The organism is uncultured Shimia sp., assembly GCF_913054185.1.
In the GTDB taxonomy this organism is placed as follows: Bacteria; Pseudomonadota; Alphaproteobacteria; order Rhodobacterales; family Rhodobacteraceae; genus Shimia.
This window is the reverse complement of the sequence record NZ_CAJXIV010000047.1, coordinates 1-14,658: the sequence shown is the minus strand read 5'-3', so window position 1 is coordinate 14,658 and position 14,658 is coordinate 1. Positions and strand designations below refer to the sequence as shown.

Genomic DNA, 14,658 nt, shown 5'->3' with positions numbered 1-14,658 from the left:
TACGTTGTCCTCGCCGCAAGCGCTCTTGTTACCGGTTCAAACCGCTGTGCAGGGTTGGCTGATCCAAGCTTGCAAATCCGTAGTGGCGCAACCAACGCAGGTCGCTGTCAAAGAAAGCGCGCAGATCCGGGATGCCGTATTTTAGCATCGCCAAACGGTCGATGCCCATGCCAAAGGCAAAGCCTTGGTATTCGTCCGGATCAATGCCGCCTGCTTTCAGCACGTTGGGGTGCACCATGCCGGAGCCCAGCACTTCAAGCCAGTCGTCGCCTTCGCCAACCTTCACAGTGCCACCTTCCCAGCTGCACTGGATGTCCACTTCAGCAGACGGCTCCGTGAACGGGAAGTGTGACGCGCGGAAGCGGGTTTTTACATCGGTGCCAAAGAAGGCAGAGAAGAACTCTTCGAGCACCCACTTGAGGTTCGCCATGGAAATGTCTTTGCCAAGTGCAAGACCTTCAACCTGGTGGAACATCGGTGTGTGGGTTTGGTCATAATCGGCACGATACACCCGTCCCGGACAAATGATGCGAATTGGCGCACCGTCTTTTTCCATGGTGCGGATTTGTACCGGGCTGGTGTGGGTGCGCAGCACATGCGGCCGGCGCTCGTCACCCTCAGCGCGGTGGGTGTAAAACGTGTCCATCTCGGCGCGGGCCGGGTGGTGTCCCGGAATGTTCAGCGCGTCAAAGTTATACCAATCGGTTTCGATCTGCGGGCCTTCGGCCACGGCAAACCCCATGTCGGCAAAAATGGCGGTCACCTCTTCGGTGACTTGGCTGATCGGGTGGATCGTGCCCACGCGGTGATTGCGGGACGGCAGCGTCACATCCAGCCATTCGGTGGCCAGGCGGGCATCCAGGGCTGCATCCGAAAGCGCCACTTTTTTGGCGGCCAGCGCCGAGTTGATCTCGTTTTTCAACGCGTTGAGCGCCGGGCCTGCGACCTGGCGCTCCTCGGGAGTCATTTTGCCCAGCTCGCGCATTTTCAGGCTGACTTCGCCTTTTTTGCCAACGGCCTGAACCCGCAGTTCTTCAAGGGTGGCTTCGTCCGCTGCTGCGGCAATGGCTTCGATGTATTTTGTGCGCAGTTCGTCCATGGCAGGGCCGTCCCAGATGAGAAATTACCGCAGACCTCCTATCACACGCCCCTTTGATTGCAAGCATACAGAGCCGCCCCACCTTGGAAACCACAAGTTTGCCATCAATTGCGCATCAGCAGTGGCCCAAGGCTGGCAGGGGCAACAACGGCGCGCGCGGTGTGGGTGTGGACCCGTACTCCTGTGGCAAGCTCAGGGAACAGGGCAAACATTTCCTGCTGGGTACCACAATCCACCATTTTCATGGCGTCGGCGCCCGGGAAGAAGCTTTCGCTCAGTACCCCATCACCGCTGACAATCTGATGGTCGTCAAACAGCAAGTGAAAATAGATGATGGAGTCACATTCACAAATACGCACGTCGCAGTCATCCACCAGGGTTTTTGCCGGTACCAATATTTCGTCTTCTCCAAACATGAGCTGCGCTCGCCACCCGGTTAAAAAGATCCGATGATCTTGGGACACTTGGTGCGGTTTTAGGGCGCCAAATGTGTCTGGCGAAAACTGGACCGGCGCATATTTTCCGGTGCCGGGAACCGTTCTGCGCCCGATCCAACGCACAGGTTGCAGTCCATTGTCGCGGGTCCAGATTAAATCCCCCTCGCTGAGCGTGCCGATCAGCTGGTGGCCAACTTCCGTGCGAATGCGTGTGCCATCCGCAAAGCAGGCAACGCCCGGATCTCTTGCGCCGACTGATGTATTGATAAGTTGTGTTGGTGCGGGGTGATTAAACTGCGAGCTGGTTGTGGTGCTGTTTGGTGACGTCGTGACAGGCTGGTTCACAGTGGTGGCACCAGCAGCGGCCCCGTCAAAGGCGAGGATGTTCCGCGTTCCCCCACCGATGTGGTAGAAATCGATCACAGTGCCCGCTGTGGTGTTGGTGAGGGCGTAGGCCTCATAGTTTCCGGTACCGTGGCCATCCGGATCCGTGCGCAGGATGGGGAAGCTGGAGGCGGAGAACGCTAAGACCTGTTCATTTGTGTCCGGATCTATGGAGACCAAAACATCCGGGTGGGAAAGCGGGATCTCGATGCCGACACCGCCATCTGGCTGATAAAACGACACCACATAATCACGAGGGTCTTCGTCATGGGCTAAGGCAATTTCCAAAAATTCCTCAACACCTGAGTTTCGCGCATAGGCATTGGAATAATGCAGCTCGCTGATACGGGCCATTCTAACCTCCAAATCACTGGTACATTTTGCGGCAAACACTCGCCGCGCAGGCATCATGGGGTCAGAATGGTAAATAAAATGTAACTTGTTTTCGGTTTGTTTCCTTTTCGTGCTCCTTGCGATTACTGTGTGTTCGGTCTTTGGGCACAAAAAAAGCCCGCGTCAAAAACGCGGGCTTTTTCAAGTCTGTTGCTAGGGCTTAAGCAGCCAGAGCAGCTTTTGCTTGATCCACAATCGCGGTGAACGCATCTGGTTCATGAACGGCCAGGTCGGCCAGAACTTTACGGTCCACTTCGATACCAGCCAGTGTCAGGCCGTTGATGAAGCGGCTGTAAGTCAGCGCTTCGTCGTGGGCGCGCACAGCAGCGTTGATCCGCTGAATCCACAGCGCGCGGAAATTGCGCTTACGATTCTTACGGTCGCGTGTTGCGTACTGGTTCGCCTTGTCGACGGCCTGCGATGCAACGCGGAAAGTATTCTTGCGACGACCATAATAACCTTTGGCGGCTTTGATGATCTTCTTGTGACGGGCGTGGGTTACGGTACCACCTTTAACGCGGGACATATCTTATCTCCTCTTAGCGGTCGTAGGGCATGAAGCCCTTGACGATCTTAGCGTCGGGGGCGGACAGGGTCGTAGTGCCACGGGCGTTACGAATGAATTTGCGGGTGCGTTTGATCATGCCGTGGCGTTTACCAGCTTGGCCAGCAAGCACTTTGCCGGTGGCAGTGACCTTAAAGCGCTTTTTGGCGCTCGACTTAGTCTTCATCTTAGGCATTTCCGTCTCCTTTGTATTCGGTCGGTGACAAACGCGACTCGGCATGCCTTCTAGCCGGTCGCGCGAATAGAGGCGCCGTATAGGCCGCAAATCTCAGTCGTGCAAGGCCTTTTGACTCATTTCTTGGGTTCGCTGTCTCAGTGGATGATATCGGCAATCACCCGGATCACCACATTGGGTAAATCCGCCACGCTATAACGCGCCGGATCCAGGAGGATCGCCCCGGCGATAACCGCAGCGGAGAGGATAAAGGCCCCCATCGCGGTGCGCGGCACACGACTGTCAGCATGAGCAGCCAGCATGGCCGGAATGGAGAAAAGCCCCACAACCAGTCCAATGGTGATCAGATAGTCCGTTGCCATGCCTGCCTTAGGCCCTTCTTGGGGATGCCGTTGGCTGACGCTACTCTGACTCGAGGTTGAAAATCAAACGCTCGTCACAGGGGGACACCCGCAGAATGTTGGTTGTGCCCGGCACGTTAAACGGCAGACCCGCGGTCACGATAATCTGATCCTGCTCCTCCGCATAGCCTAGATCACGCGCGGCACGGGCTGAGGCCACAACCGCCATTTTAAAGCGGCTGACATTGGAAGTGATCACACAGTTTGTGCCCCAGCTGAGTGCCAGGCGCCGCGCAGTTCCGCGCAAAGAGGTCATCGCGATGATGGGGACCCGCGGGCGTTCACGTGCAATCAACAACGCGGTTGTGCCGGATTGGCTGAAGCAACAGATCGCGGCCACTTGTGTGGTCTCTGCAATTTCACGAGCGGCGGCAACAATCGCGTCTGCAACACCGGAACGCGGCAGTGTGCGGCTGGCCTCAATGATCTCGCGATAAGTTGGATCGTTTTCCACCTCAATTGCGACATTGTTCATGGTGGTCACGGCTTCGATTGGGAAACTGCCTGCCGCTGATTCCGCCGACAGCATGATCGCGTCGGAGCCTTCATAAATCGCAGTTGCAACATCAGAGACCTCAGCGCGGGTTGGCATGGGGCTGTCAATCATGCTTTCCAGCATCTGGGTTGCCACAATTACGGGCTTCGCCACATTGCGGCATTTCCGGACAAGGCGTTTTTGAATTGGGGGCACTGCGCTAACCGGCAATTCCACGCCTAGGTCTCCACGGGCCACCATAATGCCATCAGAGGCCGCTAGGATTTCATCAAAAGCTTCGACTGCGGCAGGCTTTTCGATCTTGGAAATCAGCGCCGCGCGGCCTTGGGCCAACTCACGCGCTTCCTGAACATCTTCTGGCCGCTGCACAAACGACAACGCCAGCCAGTCCACACCCAATCCACAGACAAACTCCAAATCATCCCGGTCTTTTGCGGACAGCGCTGCCAAAGGCAGCACAACGTCAGGAACGTTCACTCCTTTGCGGTTTGAAATTGTGCCGCCAGTTGTGACCACACAATTGGCAAAGTCAGCGCCACAGCTCTCCACTTTCAGACGAATCTTGCCGTCATTTACCAGCAGGTTCGAGCCGTCTTTAAGGGCTGCAAAAATCTCGGAATGCGGCAAGCATACACGATTTACGTCACCTTCAGCAGGGTCGAGGTCGAGCCGGAACTTTGCGCCGTCTACCAGCTCTTCTTCCCCGTTGGCAAACACGCCAACGCGCAATTTTGGTCCTTGCAAGTCAGCCAGAATGGCAATCGGGCTTTGCAGGTCTTTCTCAACCTGACGAATGATCCGGTGCTTCTCCCGGATTTCATCATGGCTTCCGTGGCTCATGTTCAGGCGGAACACATCGGCACCGGCTTCATGCAGGTTGCGGATCATGTCGTAGGTTTCGGAAGCTGGGCCCAATGTGGCCACGATTTTCACGTTTCTCAGTCGTCTCATGATCCGTCTTTCTTTGCGGTAGCTCGTCTGGGTATTCGGGAATTGACCCGAAGGCGCCTTGCGTGTCACCTGCTACATGTTAACGCTAACAAATACAAGGTGAACCTTGGGCATTCCAATTGCGGCACAACTGACCTAAGTCTGATCAGAAAGCAATGACAGGCCCATGACATACACACCGTTTTCGATTTACGGCGCAGAGCGCCGCTCCCGCTGGCTCATCACTTGTGACCATGCCTCTAATTATGTACCCGACGACATCAGTGGCGGTGATCTGGGACTCGACCCAGCGGATATGCAGCGCCACATCGCCTATGACGTGGGTGCTCGCGGTACATCTTTGCGATTAGGCGAGCTATTGGATGCGCCCGTGATTTGCGCCAACTGGTCCCGCCTCTGCATCGACCCAAACCGAGGCGCAGACGACCCGACGCTGGTCATGCGGCTTTATGATGGGACGATCATTCCGGGTAACCGGGACGTGGACGATGCGGAAATCGAACGTCGAAAGCTCGTACATTACCAGCCGTACCACGCCGCGCTTGAAAACCTCGCGGCGGATTGCGCAGATGTGGTGATCATCGCCATGCACAGTTTCTCGCCTAAGCTCAACGGCCGTGCGCCGCGCCCTTGGGAGATTGGCATTCTACATGCGCCGCAAGAGGATCGCTTTGGGAAGGCGTTGATTGCGGAACTGGAACAGGAGCCAGATCTGACGGTTGGCGACAACGCGCCGTATACCGGCTATTTGCCCGGGGACAGCATTGATCAACACGCCTTAAGATCCGGCCGATTGAACGCGTTGATTGAGTTGCGTAGTGACGAAATCAACACGCCAGAAACGCAAAACGCCTGGGCGGAGCGTTTGGCGCCGATTTTGCAGAGCACATTGGCTCGAAACAGCCTGTAAGTCATATTTATGACGCGTTTTCTGAAGCGTAGCGCTAGCAAAAAGCATCCGTCCACCCCATATATGGAGTGGGAAAAACAACAGCTGAAAGGAGGCTGACATGACCCAAGCAACCCTCACTGCCTTCTTTGGATGGATGACCGTCATCCACATTGGCGTTCTGCTCTTTGCAACCTGCATGATATACGGCTTGCGCGGCTGGATCACTGATCTGCATGCCAAGATTACCGGAGTTCAGAAAGACACCCTGGCGCCGCTCTATTTCCAGTGGCTTGGCACCTACAAGCTGTTGATTTTTGTTTTTGCTTTGGTGCCGTGGATCGCTCTCACGATCATGTGACGCGCTTGCCCAACGCCCTTCCGGTTGCTACCCAGTGCCCAACGCAATTGCTTCCGGAGGACAGCCATGGACAAGCAAACTCAGATCGAACTCGAAGCGGCCGCCTTCCGCACTCTGCGTGAACACCTGATGGAAAAGCGTACCGATGTGCAAAACATCGACATGATGAACCTCGCAGGGTTCTGTCGTAATTGCCTGTCCCGCTGGTATCAGGAAGCAGCCAACCAGCGTGGCATTGAGATGGACAAAAACGAGGCACGCGAGATTTACTATGGAATGACCATGGACGAGTGGAAGGCCAACTATCAAACGGACGCCAGCCCGGAAAAACAAAAAGACTTTGAAAAGGCTTTTGCGGAAAACGTCGGCACAGATAAAGCTTGATCGGAGGATCTTGCTAACGTAGAAAGGTCGCTTCGGCGGCCTTTTTTGTGCGTTTGGGCAGGCCAGAAACCAGCACATCGTCGCCTCAATCATGTCAAACTTGGTTAATAACACCTTACTCAAAGCCGTTAGAGTTTTGTGTGAGGATAAGAGCAATGTTAGCCCTTTTGGCATTAACCGCGATTTTTGGCGTCGGCATGGTAGCCGACGTGTTGAATGGCTTTGAAGAGCCGGACCTGGACGTCAGCGACGCGCCTGATGACGCGGATAACGAGACCGAGGAGGGCGAGGTCACCCCGAAGCAACTGCTTGACGTGTCCGAGGCAGTCATCCTCTCCGAGGGCGACGATACATTTGAAGGCGGCGATGGCAGCGACACGGTTACCGGTGGTGCTGGTAACGACGACCTGCGCGGCAATAATGGCGAAGATTGGCTCCATGGCGCCGAAGGCAACGACACATTGCACGGTGGGGCAAGTGGTGATGGCATAAGTGGCGGCGCGGGGGCGGACTACATCCTTGGCGGCGCTGGCGAAGACACGATCTCAGGCGGCAGCGACGATGACACCATTGCCATGGGCGACGGTAACGATCTTTATGACGCCACTCTTGTCGAAGAGCTGGGTTTAGAAGGTCTTGGTTTCGAAAACGGCGGTGACGATGTGGTGCGTGGCGGTGCTGGCAATGATGTGTTGCGCGACTATGAGGGCGCCGACACATTGTTGGGCGGCATCGGCAACGACACCGTGATTGGCACCCATCCAACTTTGGCCGATAACTCAGCTGACATGCTTGACGGCGGCTACGGTGATGACGTGTTGGTCGGCGACAACGGCGACACACTTGAGGGCGGCGAAGGCGTAGACAATTTCACGGTTGCCTTTGAGTTTGACGACAACCGCGACGAAGTGGTGATTGCCGATCTAGACGCGGCCACAGAGACGCTGACCTTTGCCTCCAGCGATTTTGGCAATGACGCGGTGATGGAATGGGAAGCCAGCTATGATGCCGACACAGAATCGATCACGATCCTATTGTCAGGCTCCCATACGGTTGACGGATCGGTGGTGACGCTGGATCAAGAACCCGCAGTGATACTGGAGAACATGACCGCAGACGATGTGGATCTTCTGAAAGTGACCTTAGACTACGCGGCATAACGGTAGCGGGCGGCTCTCAGCGGTTCAGCTCATGTTCATAGCGCTGTTTGGCAACGGCTTCATTCTGTGCCGACTTTCTGAAGTCAGTCAGCGCTGTTTCCACATAATCCAAATGCACTTTGACGGCATTGCGGGAGCCTTCTGCGTCCCGCGCCTGCAACGCTGTGTTGATGTCGCGGTGTTGTTCCAACAGTTCACCCCGGGTGGTGCGCTGTTTGAACATAATCATGCGGTTGTAAAACACACCTTCGCGCAACAGCTGATACATCGACCGCATCATATGCAACATGATCACGTTGTGACTTGCCTCAATAATGGCGAGGTGAAAATCCGCGTCCAGCTGCGCCTCATCGGTCGGATTGCGCTTAGGATGCACCGCCTCCATCTTGTCAAAAACCGCTTGGATCACTTGCAAATCCGTGTCGCTCGCATAGGTGGCTGCGCGCTCGGCAGCCAAGCTCTCCATGTCACGGCGAAACGCAATATAATCAAACACCGCCTCGTCGTGGGCGGAAAACAATTGCACCAGAGAGTCAGAAAAGGCACTGCCAAGTACGTCTGCCACAAAAATTCCTGCCCCGGCCTTGGGAGTCAGGAGGCCTTTGTCCTGCAGGGTGGCAATAGCTTCGCGCAAACTGGGTCGGGACACCCCTAACCGTTCACTCAATTCGCGTTCAGCTGGCAACCGCTCGCCGGGGCGCAAAATACCTCGCAAAATCAACAGCTCGATCTGGCGCATCACCGAGATGGAGAGTTTTTCCGGCTGAACTTTTTGAAATGGCATAGAGGACGGCCCCGCGTAACTGGTCACATAATTTGACCACGCGGCGTCCCAACGTGCAAGCCCTCGCAATGCGATCTAGATTGGTCCGCTTGATTTGCGCCTCTGGATTACGCCAGCGTCTTGGCCATGAACAGTGAGGCAGGGCTCTCCTCGTAGTCACCAAACGGGCCACAATCGGCATAGCCATGTGCCCGATACAAGCTGTGCGCTTGGTGTAGGCTGTCTCCGGTTTCCAACGTCAGAGTGGAAATCCCTTCGGTCCGCGCCTCTGCCTCAATGGCTTGCATCAACTTATGAGCAATGCCTTTGCCGCGCGCGTCGGGATGCACAAACATCGATTTGATTTCGGCATAATCACCTTTAAAGGCCAGCGCCACACATCCCAGAGAGATGTCTTCTTCCTTGGCCACAAAAAACCGCACATTGGGCTCACAGAGATCGTCTATGGACAAGAAGTGGTTGTCTTCTTCATTGAACAAAGCCTGCATCAAGGCGTGGCTGGCTCGCAAAAGTGCGGTGGCTTGTGCGTCGCGTGGATTCCCTGGCGCTACTCTAATGGTGCTCATGACGTCCTCCTTTCGATCCTTCTGCCAAAGATGTGTCACTCCAACCTGTGTCTGTCCAGCCGCCAACGTGCTGCTGCCCTCGAGTTGGGAAAAGAATGCAAGTGGTGCTTAAGAAATGGGCAACGCCCGCTGGGCGCATTGTGTCAGCAAACCGATTGTCCAACACGCAGAGCCGCTGTGCTTCCATTGTTTGGCTCGAAATTGCCAATATCTTGTGGATAACTCTGCACCATATGGCACATCCTGTGGTTTACCGTTGACTCACCACAAGTGGGCTTTGCAGAGTCACTTAATCTGAAGGAATCACAGGACCACCCGCACTTTGCGCTTTTCCAAACTCAGACTGACCGGCTTCAAAAGCTTTGTGGACCCCACCGATCTGATCATCGCGGATGGCCTGACCGGCGTGGTGGGCCCAAATGGCTGCGGCAAGTCCAACCTGTTGGAGGCGCTGCGTTGGGTGATGGGGGAGAACCGCCCCAAGGCAATGCGGGGCGGCGGCATGGAAGATGTGATCTTCGCCGGAACGTCCACGCGGCCCGCCCGCAATTTTTCCGAAGTGGCGTTGCAAATCGACAACTCGGAACGCCTTGCTCCTGCGGGCTTCAACGATGACGACGCGCTGGAAATTGTGCGTCGCATTACCCGTGATGTTGGCAGCGCCTATAAGGTCAATGCCAATGATGTGCGTGCCCGGGACGTGCAGATGTTGTTTGCGGATGCGTCAACCGGCGCGCATTCTCCCGCATTGGTCCGTCAGGGCCAAATTGCTGAGCTGATCAATGCCAAACCTAAAGCCCGTCGCCGGATCCTTGAGGAAGCCGCAGGCATTTCCGGCCTTTACCAACGCCGCCACGAAGCAGAACTAAAGCTCAAAGGTGCCGAAACCAATCTTGCCCGTGTAGACGACGTGATAGAGCAATTGGCCAGCCAATTGGCCCAGCTTTCCCGTCAGGCCCGTCAAGCGGCCCGGTATCGCGCCATTGGCGATGAGCTACGCCAAGCCGAGGGTATGTTGCTCTACCGGCGTTGGCGGGAGGCGGATGATGCCCGCGCCACCGCAGATGATGAACTCAAAACACGCACAACCCAAGCGGCCCAGGCAGAAATCCTTGCGCGGACAGCGGCCAAAGAACGCCAAGCGCGAGACGAAGTCCTGCCTGGCAAACGTGAAGAAGAGGCCATTGCCTCGGCTGTGTTGCAACGTCTGCAAGTGCAACGAGACAGTTTGAACGACCAGGAAGCGCATGCGCTGCAAGTCATAGAAACCCTGAAAAACCGCATCTTGCAGTTGGCTCGCGACATGGAGCGCGAGGCTGGTTTGAACCGGGACGCCGAAGAAACCATTGAGCGGCTGGAGTGGGAGCAGCGCGAGCTTGCCAAGGCAAGTGAGGGCCATGAGGATAAGCTCGAAGCCGCACAGGATGAAAGCCGCGAAGCCGCCAGTGTGCTGCAAGAGCGGGAAGCCGACCTGTCTCAACTGACCGAAGATGTGGCACGGCTGTCTGCTCGTCACCAATCGGCGCAACGCTTGTTGGATGACAGTCAAAAGACACAAGACAAAAACGAAGCAGAGGCCGAAAAGGCCCGCGCGGCTGTGGCGGAGTCCAACGAGGCACTGACCCGCGCAGGAGAAGAACTTGAGCTGGCCCGCGAGGCTGAAGAAGAAGCCATCGTAGGGGCTCAAGATGCCGAAGAGCGCCTAGCTGAAGTTGAAGAAGAACGCGCCGAAACTCAGTCTCGTGAAGCGGATGCTCGCGCGGAACGCTCTGAGGCCGAGGGTGAGCTGAATGCCTTGCGGGCTGAAACCACGGCGTTGGCAAAGCTGGTGGAACGTGACACCGCTGAAGGCGGCCAAATTCTGGATCGCCTGCAAGTCCAACAGGGGTTTGAGAAAGCGCTGGGCGCGGCCATGGCTGACGATCTCCGTGCGCCGGAAGTTGAGGAAGACGGCCCCTCCGGGTGGTATGTGTTGCCGCAATATGGCGAGGTGCAGCCACTGCCAGATGGTGTGACCTCACTGGTGCAACACGTCTCTGTGCCGGAGGTTCTCGAACGCCGTATGAGCCAAATTGGGCTGGTCTCCAATGAAGATGCGCTGAGCTTGCAGCCGCTCCTAAAGCCCGGCCAGCGCCTTGTTTCCCTTGAAGGTGACCTTTGGCGTTGGGATGGCTATCGCGCCTGGGCGGAAGACGCGCCAAGCGCGGCGGCGCTGCGCTTGCAACAGCTCAACCGGCTTGAGGAACTCAAGCAGGCTATGGCTCGCGCCACCGCCCGTGCCGATGGGGCTGTGGACGCGCATGAGGTGCTGCAAACCCGCCTGAGAGAGTTGGCCAACATAGATCAGTCTGCCCGCGAAGCCCGTCGCGCAGCGGATCGCGCAGTGGCGGATGCCAATCGCGCCTTGTCGCGCGCGGAGGCCGATCGGAACCTGGCAGAAGGTCGGTTGGAAAGCCTTGGTTTGGCCGTGACACGTCACGAAGAAGAAGCCATGGCCGCGCGTCAGCAATTCCAAGAGGCAGAGCGCGCACTGGCGGATTTGGGTGATCTGGACGCCGCACGTCAGGAAGTCGAAGACATCAAGATGACCGTCGAAGGCGCCCGCATCATGATGATGTCACGTCGGTCTTCCCATGATGAGGTGCGCCGCGAAGGCGAAGCCCGCCTAAAACGGTCTCAAGAGGTCATGAAAGAAGTCAGTGGCTGGCGGCACCGTCTCGAAACAGCTGAAAAACGCATGAACGAATTGGCAGAGCGCAAAGATGCCTCTGAAGATGAGTTGATTGAAGCGGGCGCCGCGCCTGAAGAAATTGCGGAGAAGCGTGAAGAGCTCACAGAAGCCATTGAGGCTGCTGAAGAGCGTCGTCGGGCCGCGTCAGACGTTCTCGCCGAAGCTGAAGCCGCTTTGCGTGAAGCTGAACATAACGAGCGCGATGCAGAGCGCCTTGCCAGTGAGGCGCGCGAAGCCCGCGCCCGCTCCGAAGCCCGCGCTGATGCGGCGCGTGAAACTGTGGCCTATGCGGCGGAGCGCATTATGGAAGCGCAAGAGGTTGCGCCCGCTGACCTCCTGGAACGCCTGGACGTCGATCCGGACAAGATGCCCGACTCCGAGACCGTAGAAAACGATGTGAACCGCCTAAAACGCCAACGCGACAGTTTGGGTGCGGTGAACCTGCGAGCGGAAGAAGACATCAAAGAGGTGCAGGAAGAGCACGACGGCTTGGTCAGCGAAAAGTCTGACCTCGAGGAGGCCATCCGCACCCTGCGCAACGGCATCGCCAGTCTGAACAAAGAAGGCCGCGAACGCCTTCTTACGGCCTTTGAACAAGTGAATTCCAACTTCACGCTGCTGTTCCGCCACCTTTTTGGCGGTGGGGAAGCAAACTTGGAGCTGGTGGAAAGTGACGATCCGCTGGAAGCGGGCCTGGAAATCATGTGCCAACCTCCGGGTAAAAAGCTCAGCACGCTGTCTCTGCTGTCCGGTGGCGAGCAAACTCTGACCGCGATGGCGTTGATTTTTGCGGTCTTCCTCGCCAATCCAGCCCCGATTTGTGTGCTGGACGAGGTTGACGCGCCGCTGGACGATGCCAACGTGACGCGTTTTTGTGACTTGTTGGATGAGATGTGCCGCCGCACCAACACGCGCTTCCTGATCATCACCCACCACGCGGTGACCATGGCGCGCATGGACCGCCTGTTTGGGGTAACCATGGTGGAGCAAGGCGTCAGCCAGCTTGTCTCCGTGGATCTCAAAGCGGCCGAAACTTTGGTGGCCTAATCACCGCAACGTGACGCCGTGCGATCAAAAAACCGCATAACCTCTTGTACGACAGGAGGCTTTTATGTGGAAATTCACACCAATTCTCGCGCTCATAGCTACGCCGGTACTTGCTCAGAACTGGAAAGTCGCCAGTGGTGACATTGCATTTGAGACAACTTCACTCACTGATCGGCTCTCCGGTCAAACTCTGATCTTTTTTGATGACGGCCAATCTGTGTACGAAAGCAACGGACAATACCAATACACATATGGCGGTGGCGGCACCTGGTTTGGGCATTGGGAAGTTGTCGATGACAGCACGGTCTGTGTGACCTTTGTCACCGGGGTGGAACGCTGTGATCGGATTGTGGAAAACGGCGGGCGCTTGGTGATGCAAACCGCCGACGGTCTGCGGTTTCCGGTGCGGGATATTGAGGCGCATTCATAAAGGAGCGCGCCCCAATCAAGTAGTTACAGTGCTTTCAAAAGTTGCGCGGTTGGCCATGCATCCGCTGGCAGCCCAAGCCGCACTTGCTCTGCTTGCACCGCACGGCGCGTGAGTTTGCCCAGGATGCCGTCGACTTTGCCAACGTCATGCCCTCTGGCCTTCAACTTCTTTTGCAACTGTTTCATTTGGTTGCTGGACAAGCCGGGATCAGGGTTGCCCGAGTCATACCGTTTTGCGCCTTCCAGACGGTTGGCAAAATAGGCCGCCGTGGTCACGTAGACGAAACTCTTGTTCCACTCGAAATACACGCTGTAGTTTGGGTAGGCCAAAAACGCGGGTCCTTTGCGCCCTTGTGGTAACAGCAGTGAGGCAGGCAGATTCGCTAATTTGCCTTCGCGTGGCTTTACGCCCATCTTGGCCCATTGTTTTGTGGATAGCGTAGTGTCCAAGCCGGACTTCGACCAATCCAAGTTGCTGGGCACCACAACTTCTTGTAACCAAGGCTCATTTTTGCGCCAGCCAAGATGGGACAACATTTTGCCGCCGGACATCAGTGCATCTTGAGGCGAGGTCTTCAGGCTGACTTTGCCGTCTCCATCGCCGTCCACACCGTTTTCAATGATGTCCGCAGGCAGCATCTGCACCATGCCAATTTCACCTGCCCAGGCACCTGTGGTTTTGGTGGGGCTGAAGTTGCCACGTTTGTAGAGCTCCAGCGCGGCAAATACCTGCGGGCGGAACAACTCCGGGCGGCGACAATCATGCGCCAATGTCACCAGAGAGTTCAGCGTGTTGAAATCCCCCTGGAAGGCGCCGTAATCGGTTTCAAACGCCCAAAATGCCAAAAGCACGCCGCGCGACACGCCGTATTGTTTTTCGATCCGGTTGAAGGTTGAGGCGTATTGGTTAGCCTTTTTGCGACCAACATCGATCCGGTTCTGGCTGATCAAACGTTGGGAGAAGTCCAAAAACGGCATCTGGAACACACCTTGAGAGCGGTCCGCTTTGATGGTTTTGGGGTCCTGACGCGCGCTGGCAAAGAACTTGTCCACGGTGCCCTTGGAGTAGCCCTTGGATAGGGCTTCCTTCTTCAAGCCGTTGACAAAGCTGTTAAATGACCCGCCGCATTGCGCGGCTGCGGTGGTGGCTGTGCTGACGGTCAAGAACGCCGCAGTCAGCGCTGGCAAAAGACGCATACAAATACCCTCATGGTGCAAAATGTTGCCCAGACATAGCCAGAGCCTGCCCCACGGGCAAGCATCTAGAAAATTGCCAGCATCACAACAATGGCCAATCCGGCGGCCCAGGTCAGCCACAACGCGCGACAGCAGGCATCCACATCATCCGCGGAAAGTGTCTTGCGCCCTTCGGGGTTCACATAGGGAAAGTCCTGCATCATCCCGTC

Annotated in this window: 15 protein-coding genes; 6 read left to right on the top strand and 9 right to left on the bottom strand. The window is 56.5% G+C overall.

Annotated features, from left to right (window positions below; genetic code table 11):
• Positions 1-28: 28 nt before the first annotated feature.
• The 6 genes from pheS to pyk all read right to left on the bottom strand — a co-directional run bounded on the left by pheS (position 29) and on the right by pyk (position 4,901).
• Positions 29-1,099 (bottom strand): phenylalanine--tRNA ligase subunit alpha, encoded by a 1,071-nt coding sequence (pheS, locus tag QZ517_RS11265; protein ID WP_294226769.1) that lies wholly within the window; start codon positions 1,097-1,099, stop codon positions 29-31.
• 104 nt (positions 1,100-1,203) lie between these two features.
• The gene (locus tag QZ517_RS11260) at positions 1,204-2,274 is read right to left on the bottom strand and encodes a Hint domain-containing protein (RefSeq protein WP_294226766.1); all 1,071 of its coding nucleotides are present in this window, start codon (positions 2,272-2,274) and stop codon (positions 1,204-1,206) included.
• Positions 2,275-2,473: 199 nt separating this feature from the next.
• Positions 2,474-2,839, bottom strand: a complete 366-nt coding sequence (gene rplT / locus QZ517_RS11255) for a 50S ribosomal protein L20 (protein ID WP_164645948.1) — start codon at positions 2,837-2,839, stop codon at positions 2,474-2,476.
• Positions 2,840-2,852: 13 nt separating this feature from the next.
• Positions 2,853-3,053 (bottom strand): 50S ribosomal protein L35, encoded by a 201-nt coding sequence (rpmI, locus tag QZ517_RS11250; RefSeq protein WP_054000659.1) that lies wholly within the window; start codon positions 3,051-3,053, stop codon positions 2,853-2,855.
• 137 nt (positions 3,054-3,190) lie between these two features.
• The gene (locus QZ517_RS11245; protein WP_294226746.1) at positions 3,191-3,415 is read right to left on the bottom strand and encodes a hypothetical protein; all 225 of its coding nucleotides are present in this window, start codon (positions 3,413-3,415) and stop codon (positions 3,191-3,193) included.
• A 40-nt stretch (positions 3,416-3,455) separates the two neighbouring features.
• On the bottom strand, positions 3,456-4,901 hold the full coding sequence (gene pyk, locus QZ517_RS11240) for a pyruvate kinase (protein WP_294226743.1): 1,446 nt from the start codon (positions 4,899-4,901) through the stop codon (positions 3,456-3,458).
• Between the two features lie 166 nt (positions 4,902-5,067).
• Here pyk and QZ517_RS11235 point away from each other — a divergent pair, with 166 nt between their 5' ends.
• The 4 genes from QZ517_RS11235 (at position 5,068) to QZ517_RS11220 (ending at position 7,695) form a co-directional block, all read left to right on the top strand.
• The gene (locus QZ517_RS11235) at positions 5,068-5,811 is read left to right on the top strand and encodes an N-formylglutamate amidohydrolase (RefSeq protein ID WP_294226740.1); all 744 of its coding nucleotides are present in this window, start codon (positions 5,068-5,070) and stop codon (positions 5,809-5,811) included.
• A gap of 100 nt (positions 5,812-5,911) precedes the next feature.
• Positions 5,912-6,151 carry a DUF6868 family protein gene (locus QZ517_RS11230; RefSeq protein ID WP_294226737.1) on the top strand — a complete coding sequence of 80 codons (240 nt, stop codon included), beginning with the start codon at positions 5,912-5,914 and terminating at the stop codon, positions 6,149-6,151.
• 66 nt (positions 6,152-6,217) lie between these two features.
• On the top strand, positions 6,218-6,535 hold the full coding sequence (locus QZ517_RS11225) for a DUF1244 domain-containing protein (protein WP_294226734.1): 318 nt from the start codon (positions 6,218-6,220) through the stop codon (positions 6,533-6,535).
• Between the two features lie 155 nt (positions 6,536-6,690).
• Positions 6,691-7,695 (top strand): calcium-binding protein, encoded by a 1,005-nt coding sequence (locus QZ517_RS11220; RefSeq protein WP_294226731.1) that lies wholly within the window; start codon positions 6,691-6,693, stop codon positions 7,693-7,695.
• Positions 7,696-7,711: 16 nt separating this feature from the next.
• Here the strand turns inward: QZ517_RS11220 and QZ517_RS11215 are convergent, their stop codons facing one another.
• The gene (locus QZ517_RS11215; protein WP_294226727.1) at positions 7,712-8,479 is read right to left on the bottom strand and encodes an FCD domain-containing protein; all 768 of its coding nucleotides are present in this window, start codon (positions 8,477-8,479) and stop codon (positions 7,712-7,714) included.
• Between the two features lie 107 nt (positions 8,480-8,586).
• A complete protein-coding gene (locus QZ517_RS11210; protein ID WP_294226723.1) occupies positions 8,587-9,045 on the bottom strand; it encodes a GNAT family N-acetyltransferase in 459 nt (152 codons plus the stop codon).
• 322 nt (positions 9,046-9,367) lie between these two features.
• Between QZ517_RS11210 and smc the strand changes: the two genes are divergently transcribed.
• Together smc and QZ517_RS11200 are read left to right on the top strand one after the other, a co-directional pair.
• Positions 9,368-12,823: a chromosome segregation protein SMC gene (gene smc / locus QZ517_RS11205; RefSeq protein WP_294226720.1), complete on the top strand. Its 3,456-nt coding sequence runs from the start codon at positions 9,368-9,370 to the stop codon at positions 12,821-12,823.
• Between the two features lie 64 nt (positions 12,824-12,887).
• Positions 12,888-13,253, top strand: coding sequence for a hypothetical protein (locus QZ517_RS11200; protein WP_294226717.1), 366 nt, complete (start codon positions 12,888-12,890; stop codon positions 13,251-13,253).
• A 23-nt stretch (positions 13,254-13,276) separates the two neighbouring features.
• On the opposite strand, the gene QZ517_RS11195 is transcribed toward QZ517_RS11200, so the two are convergent.
• Positions 13,277-14,449, bottom strand: coding sequence for a lytic murein transglycosylase (locus tag QZ517_RS11195; RefSeq protein ID WP_294226715.1), 1,173 nt, complete (start codon positions 14,447-14,449; stop codon positions 13,277-13,279).
• Positions 14,450-14,658 lie beyond the last annotated feature (209 nt).

Bases quoted from the DNA above. Each gene is read 5' to 3' on its own strand.
- QZ517_RS11215 (WP_294226727.1), bottom strand. From the start codon at position 8,479: ATGCCATTTCAAAAAGTTCAGCCGGAAAAACTCTCCATCTCGGTGATG.
- QZ517_RS11210 (WP_294226723.1), bottom strand. From the start codon at position 9,045: ATGAGCACCATTAGAGTAGCGCCAGGGAATCCACGCGACGCACAAGCC.
- QZ517_RS11245 (WP_294226746.1), bottom strand. From the start codon at position 3,415: ATGGCAACGGACTATCTGATCACCATTGGACTGGTTGTGGGGCTTTTC.
- rpmI (WP_054000659.1), bottom strand. From the start codon at position 3,053: ATGCCTAAGATGAAGACTAAGTCGAGCGCCAAAAAGCGCTTTAAGGTC.
- rplT (WP_164645948.1), bottom strand. From the start codon at position 2,839: ATGTCCCGCGTTAAAGGTGGTACCGTAACCCACGCCCGTCACAAGAAG.
- QZ517_RS11220 (WP_294226731.1), top strand. From the start codon at position 6,691: ATGTTAGCCCTTTTGGCATTAACCGCGATTTTTGGCGTCGGCATGGTA.
- pheS (WP_294226769.1), bottom strand. From the start codon at position 1,099: ATGGACGAACTGCGCACAAAATACATCGAAGCCATTGCCGCAGCAGCG.
- QZ517_RS11225 (WP_294226734.1), top strand. From the start codon at position 6,218: ATGGACAAGCAAACTCAGATCGAACTCGAAGCGGCCGCCTTCCGCACT.
- pyk (WP_294226743.1), bottom strand. From the start codon at position 4,901: ATGAGACGACTGAGAAACGTGAAAATCGTGGCCACATTGGGCCCAGCT.
- QZ517_RS11235 (WP_294226740.1), top strand. From the start codon at position 5,068: ATGACATACACACCGTTTTCGATTTACGGCGCAGAGCGCCGCTCCCGC.
- QZ517_RS11200 (WP_294226717.1), top strand. From the start codon at position 12,888: ATGTGGAAATTCACACCAATTCTCGCGCTCATAGCTACGCCGGTACTT.
- QZ517_RS11230 (WP_294226737.1), top strand. From the start codon at position 5,912: ATGACCCAAGCAACCCTCACTGCCTTCTTTGGATGGATGACCGTCATC.
- QZ517_RS11195 (WP_294226715.1), bottom strand. From the start codon at position 14,449: ATGCGTCTTTTGCCAGCGCTGACTGCGGCGTTCTTGACCGTCAGCACA.
- QZ517_RS11260 (WP_294226766.1), bottom strand. From the start codon at position 2,274: ATGGCCCGTATCAGCGAGCTGCATTATTCCAATGCCTATGCGCGAAAC.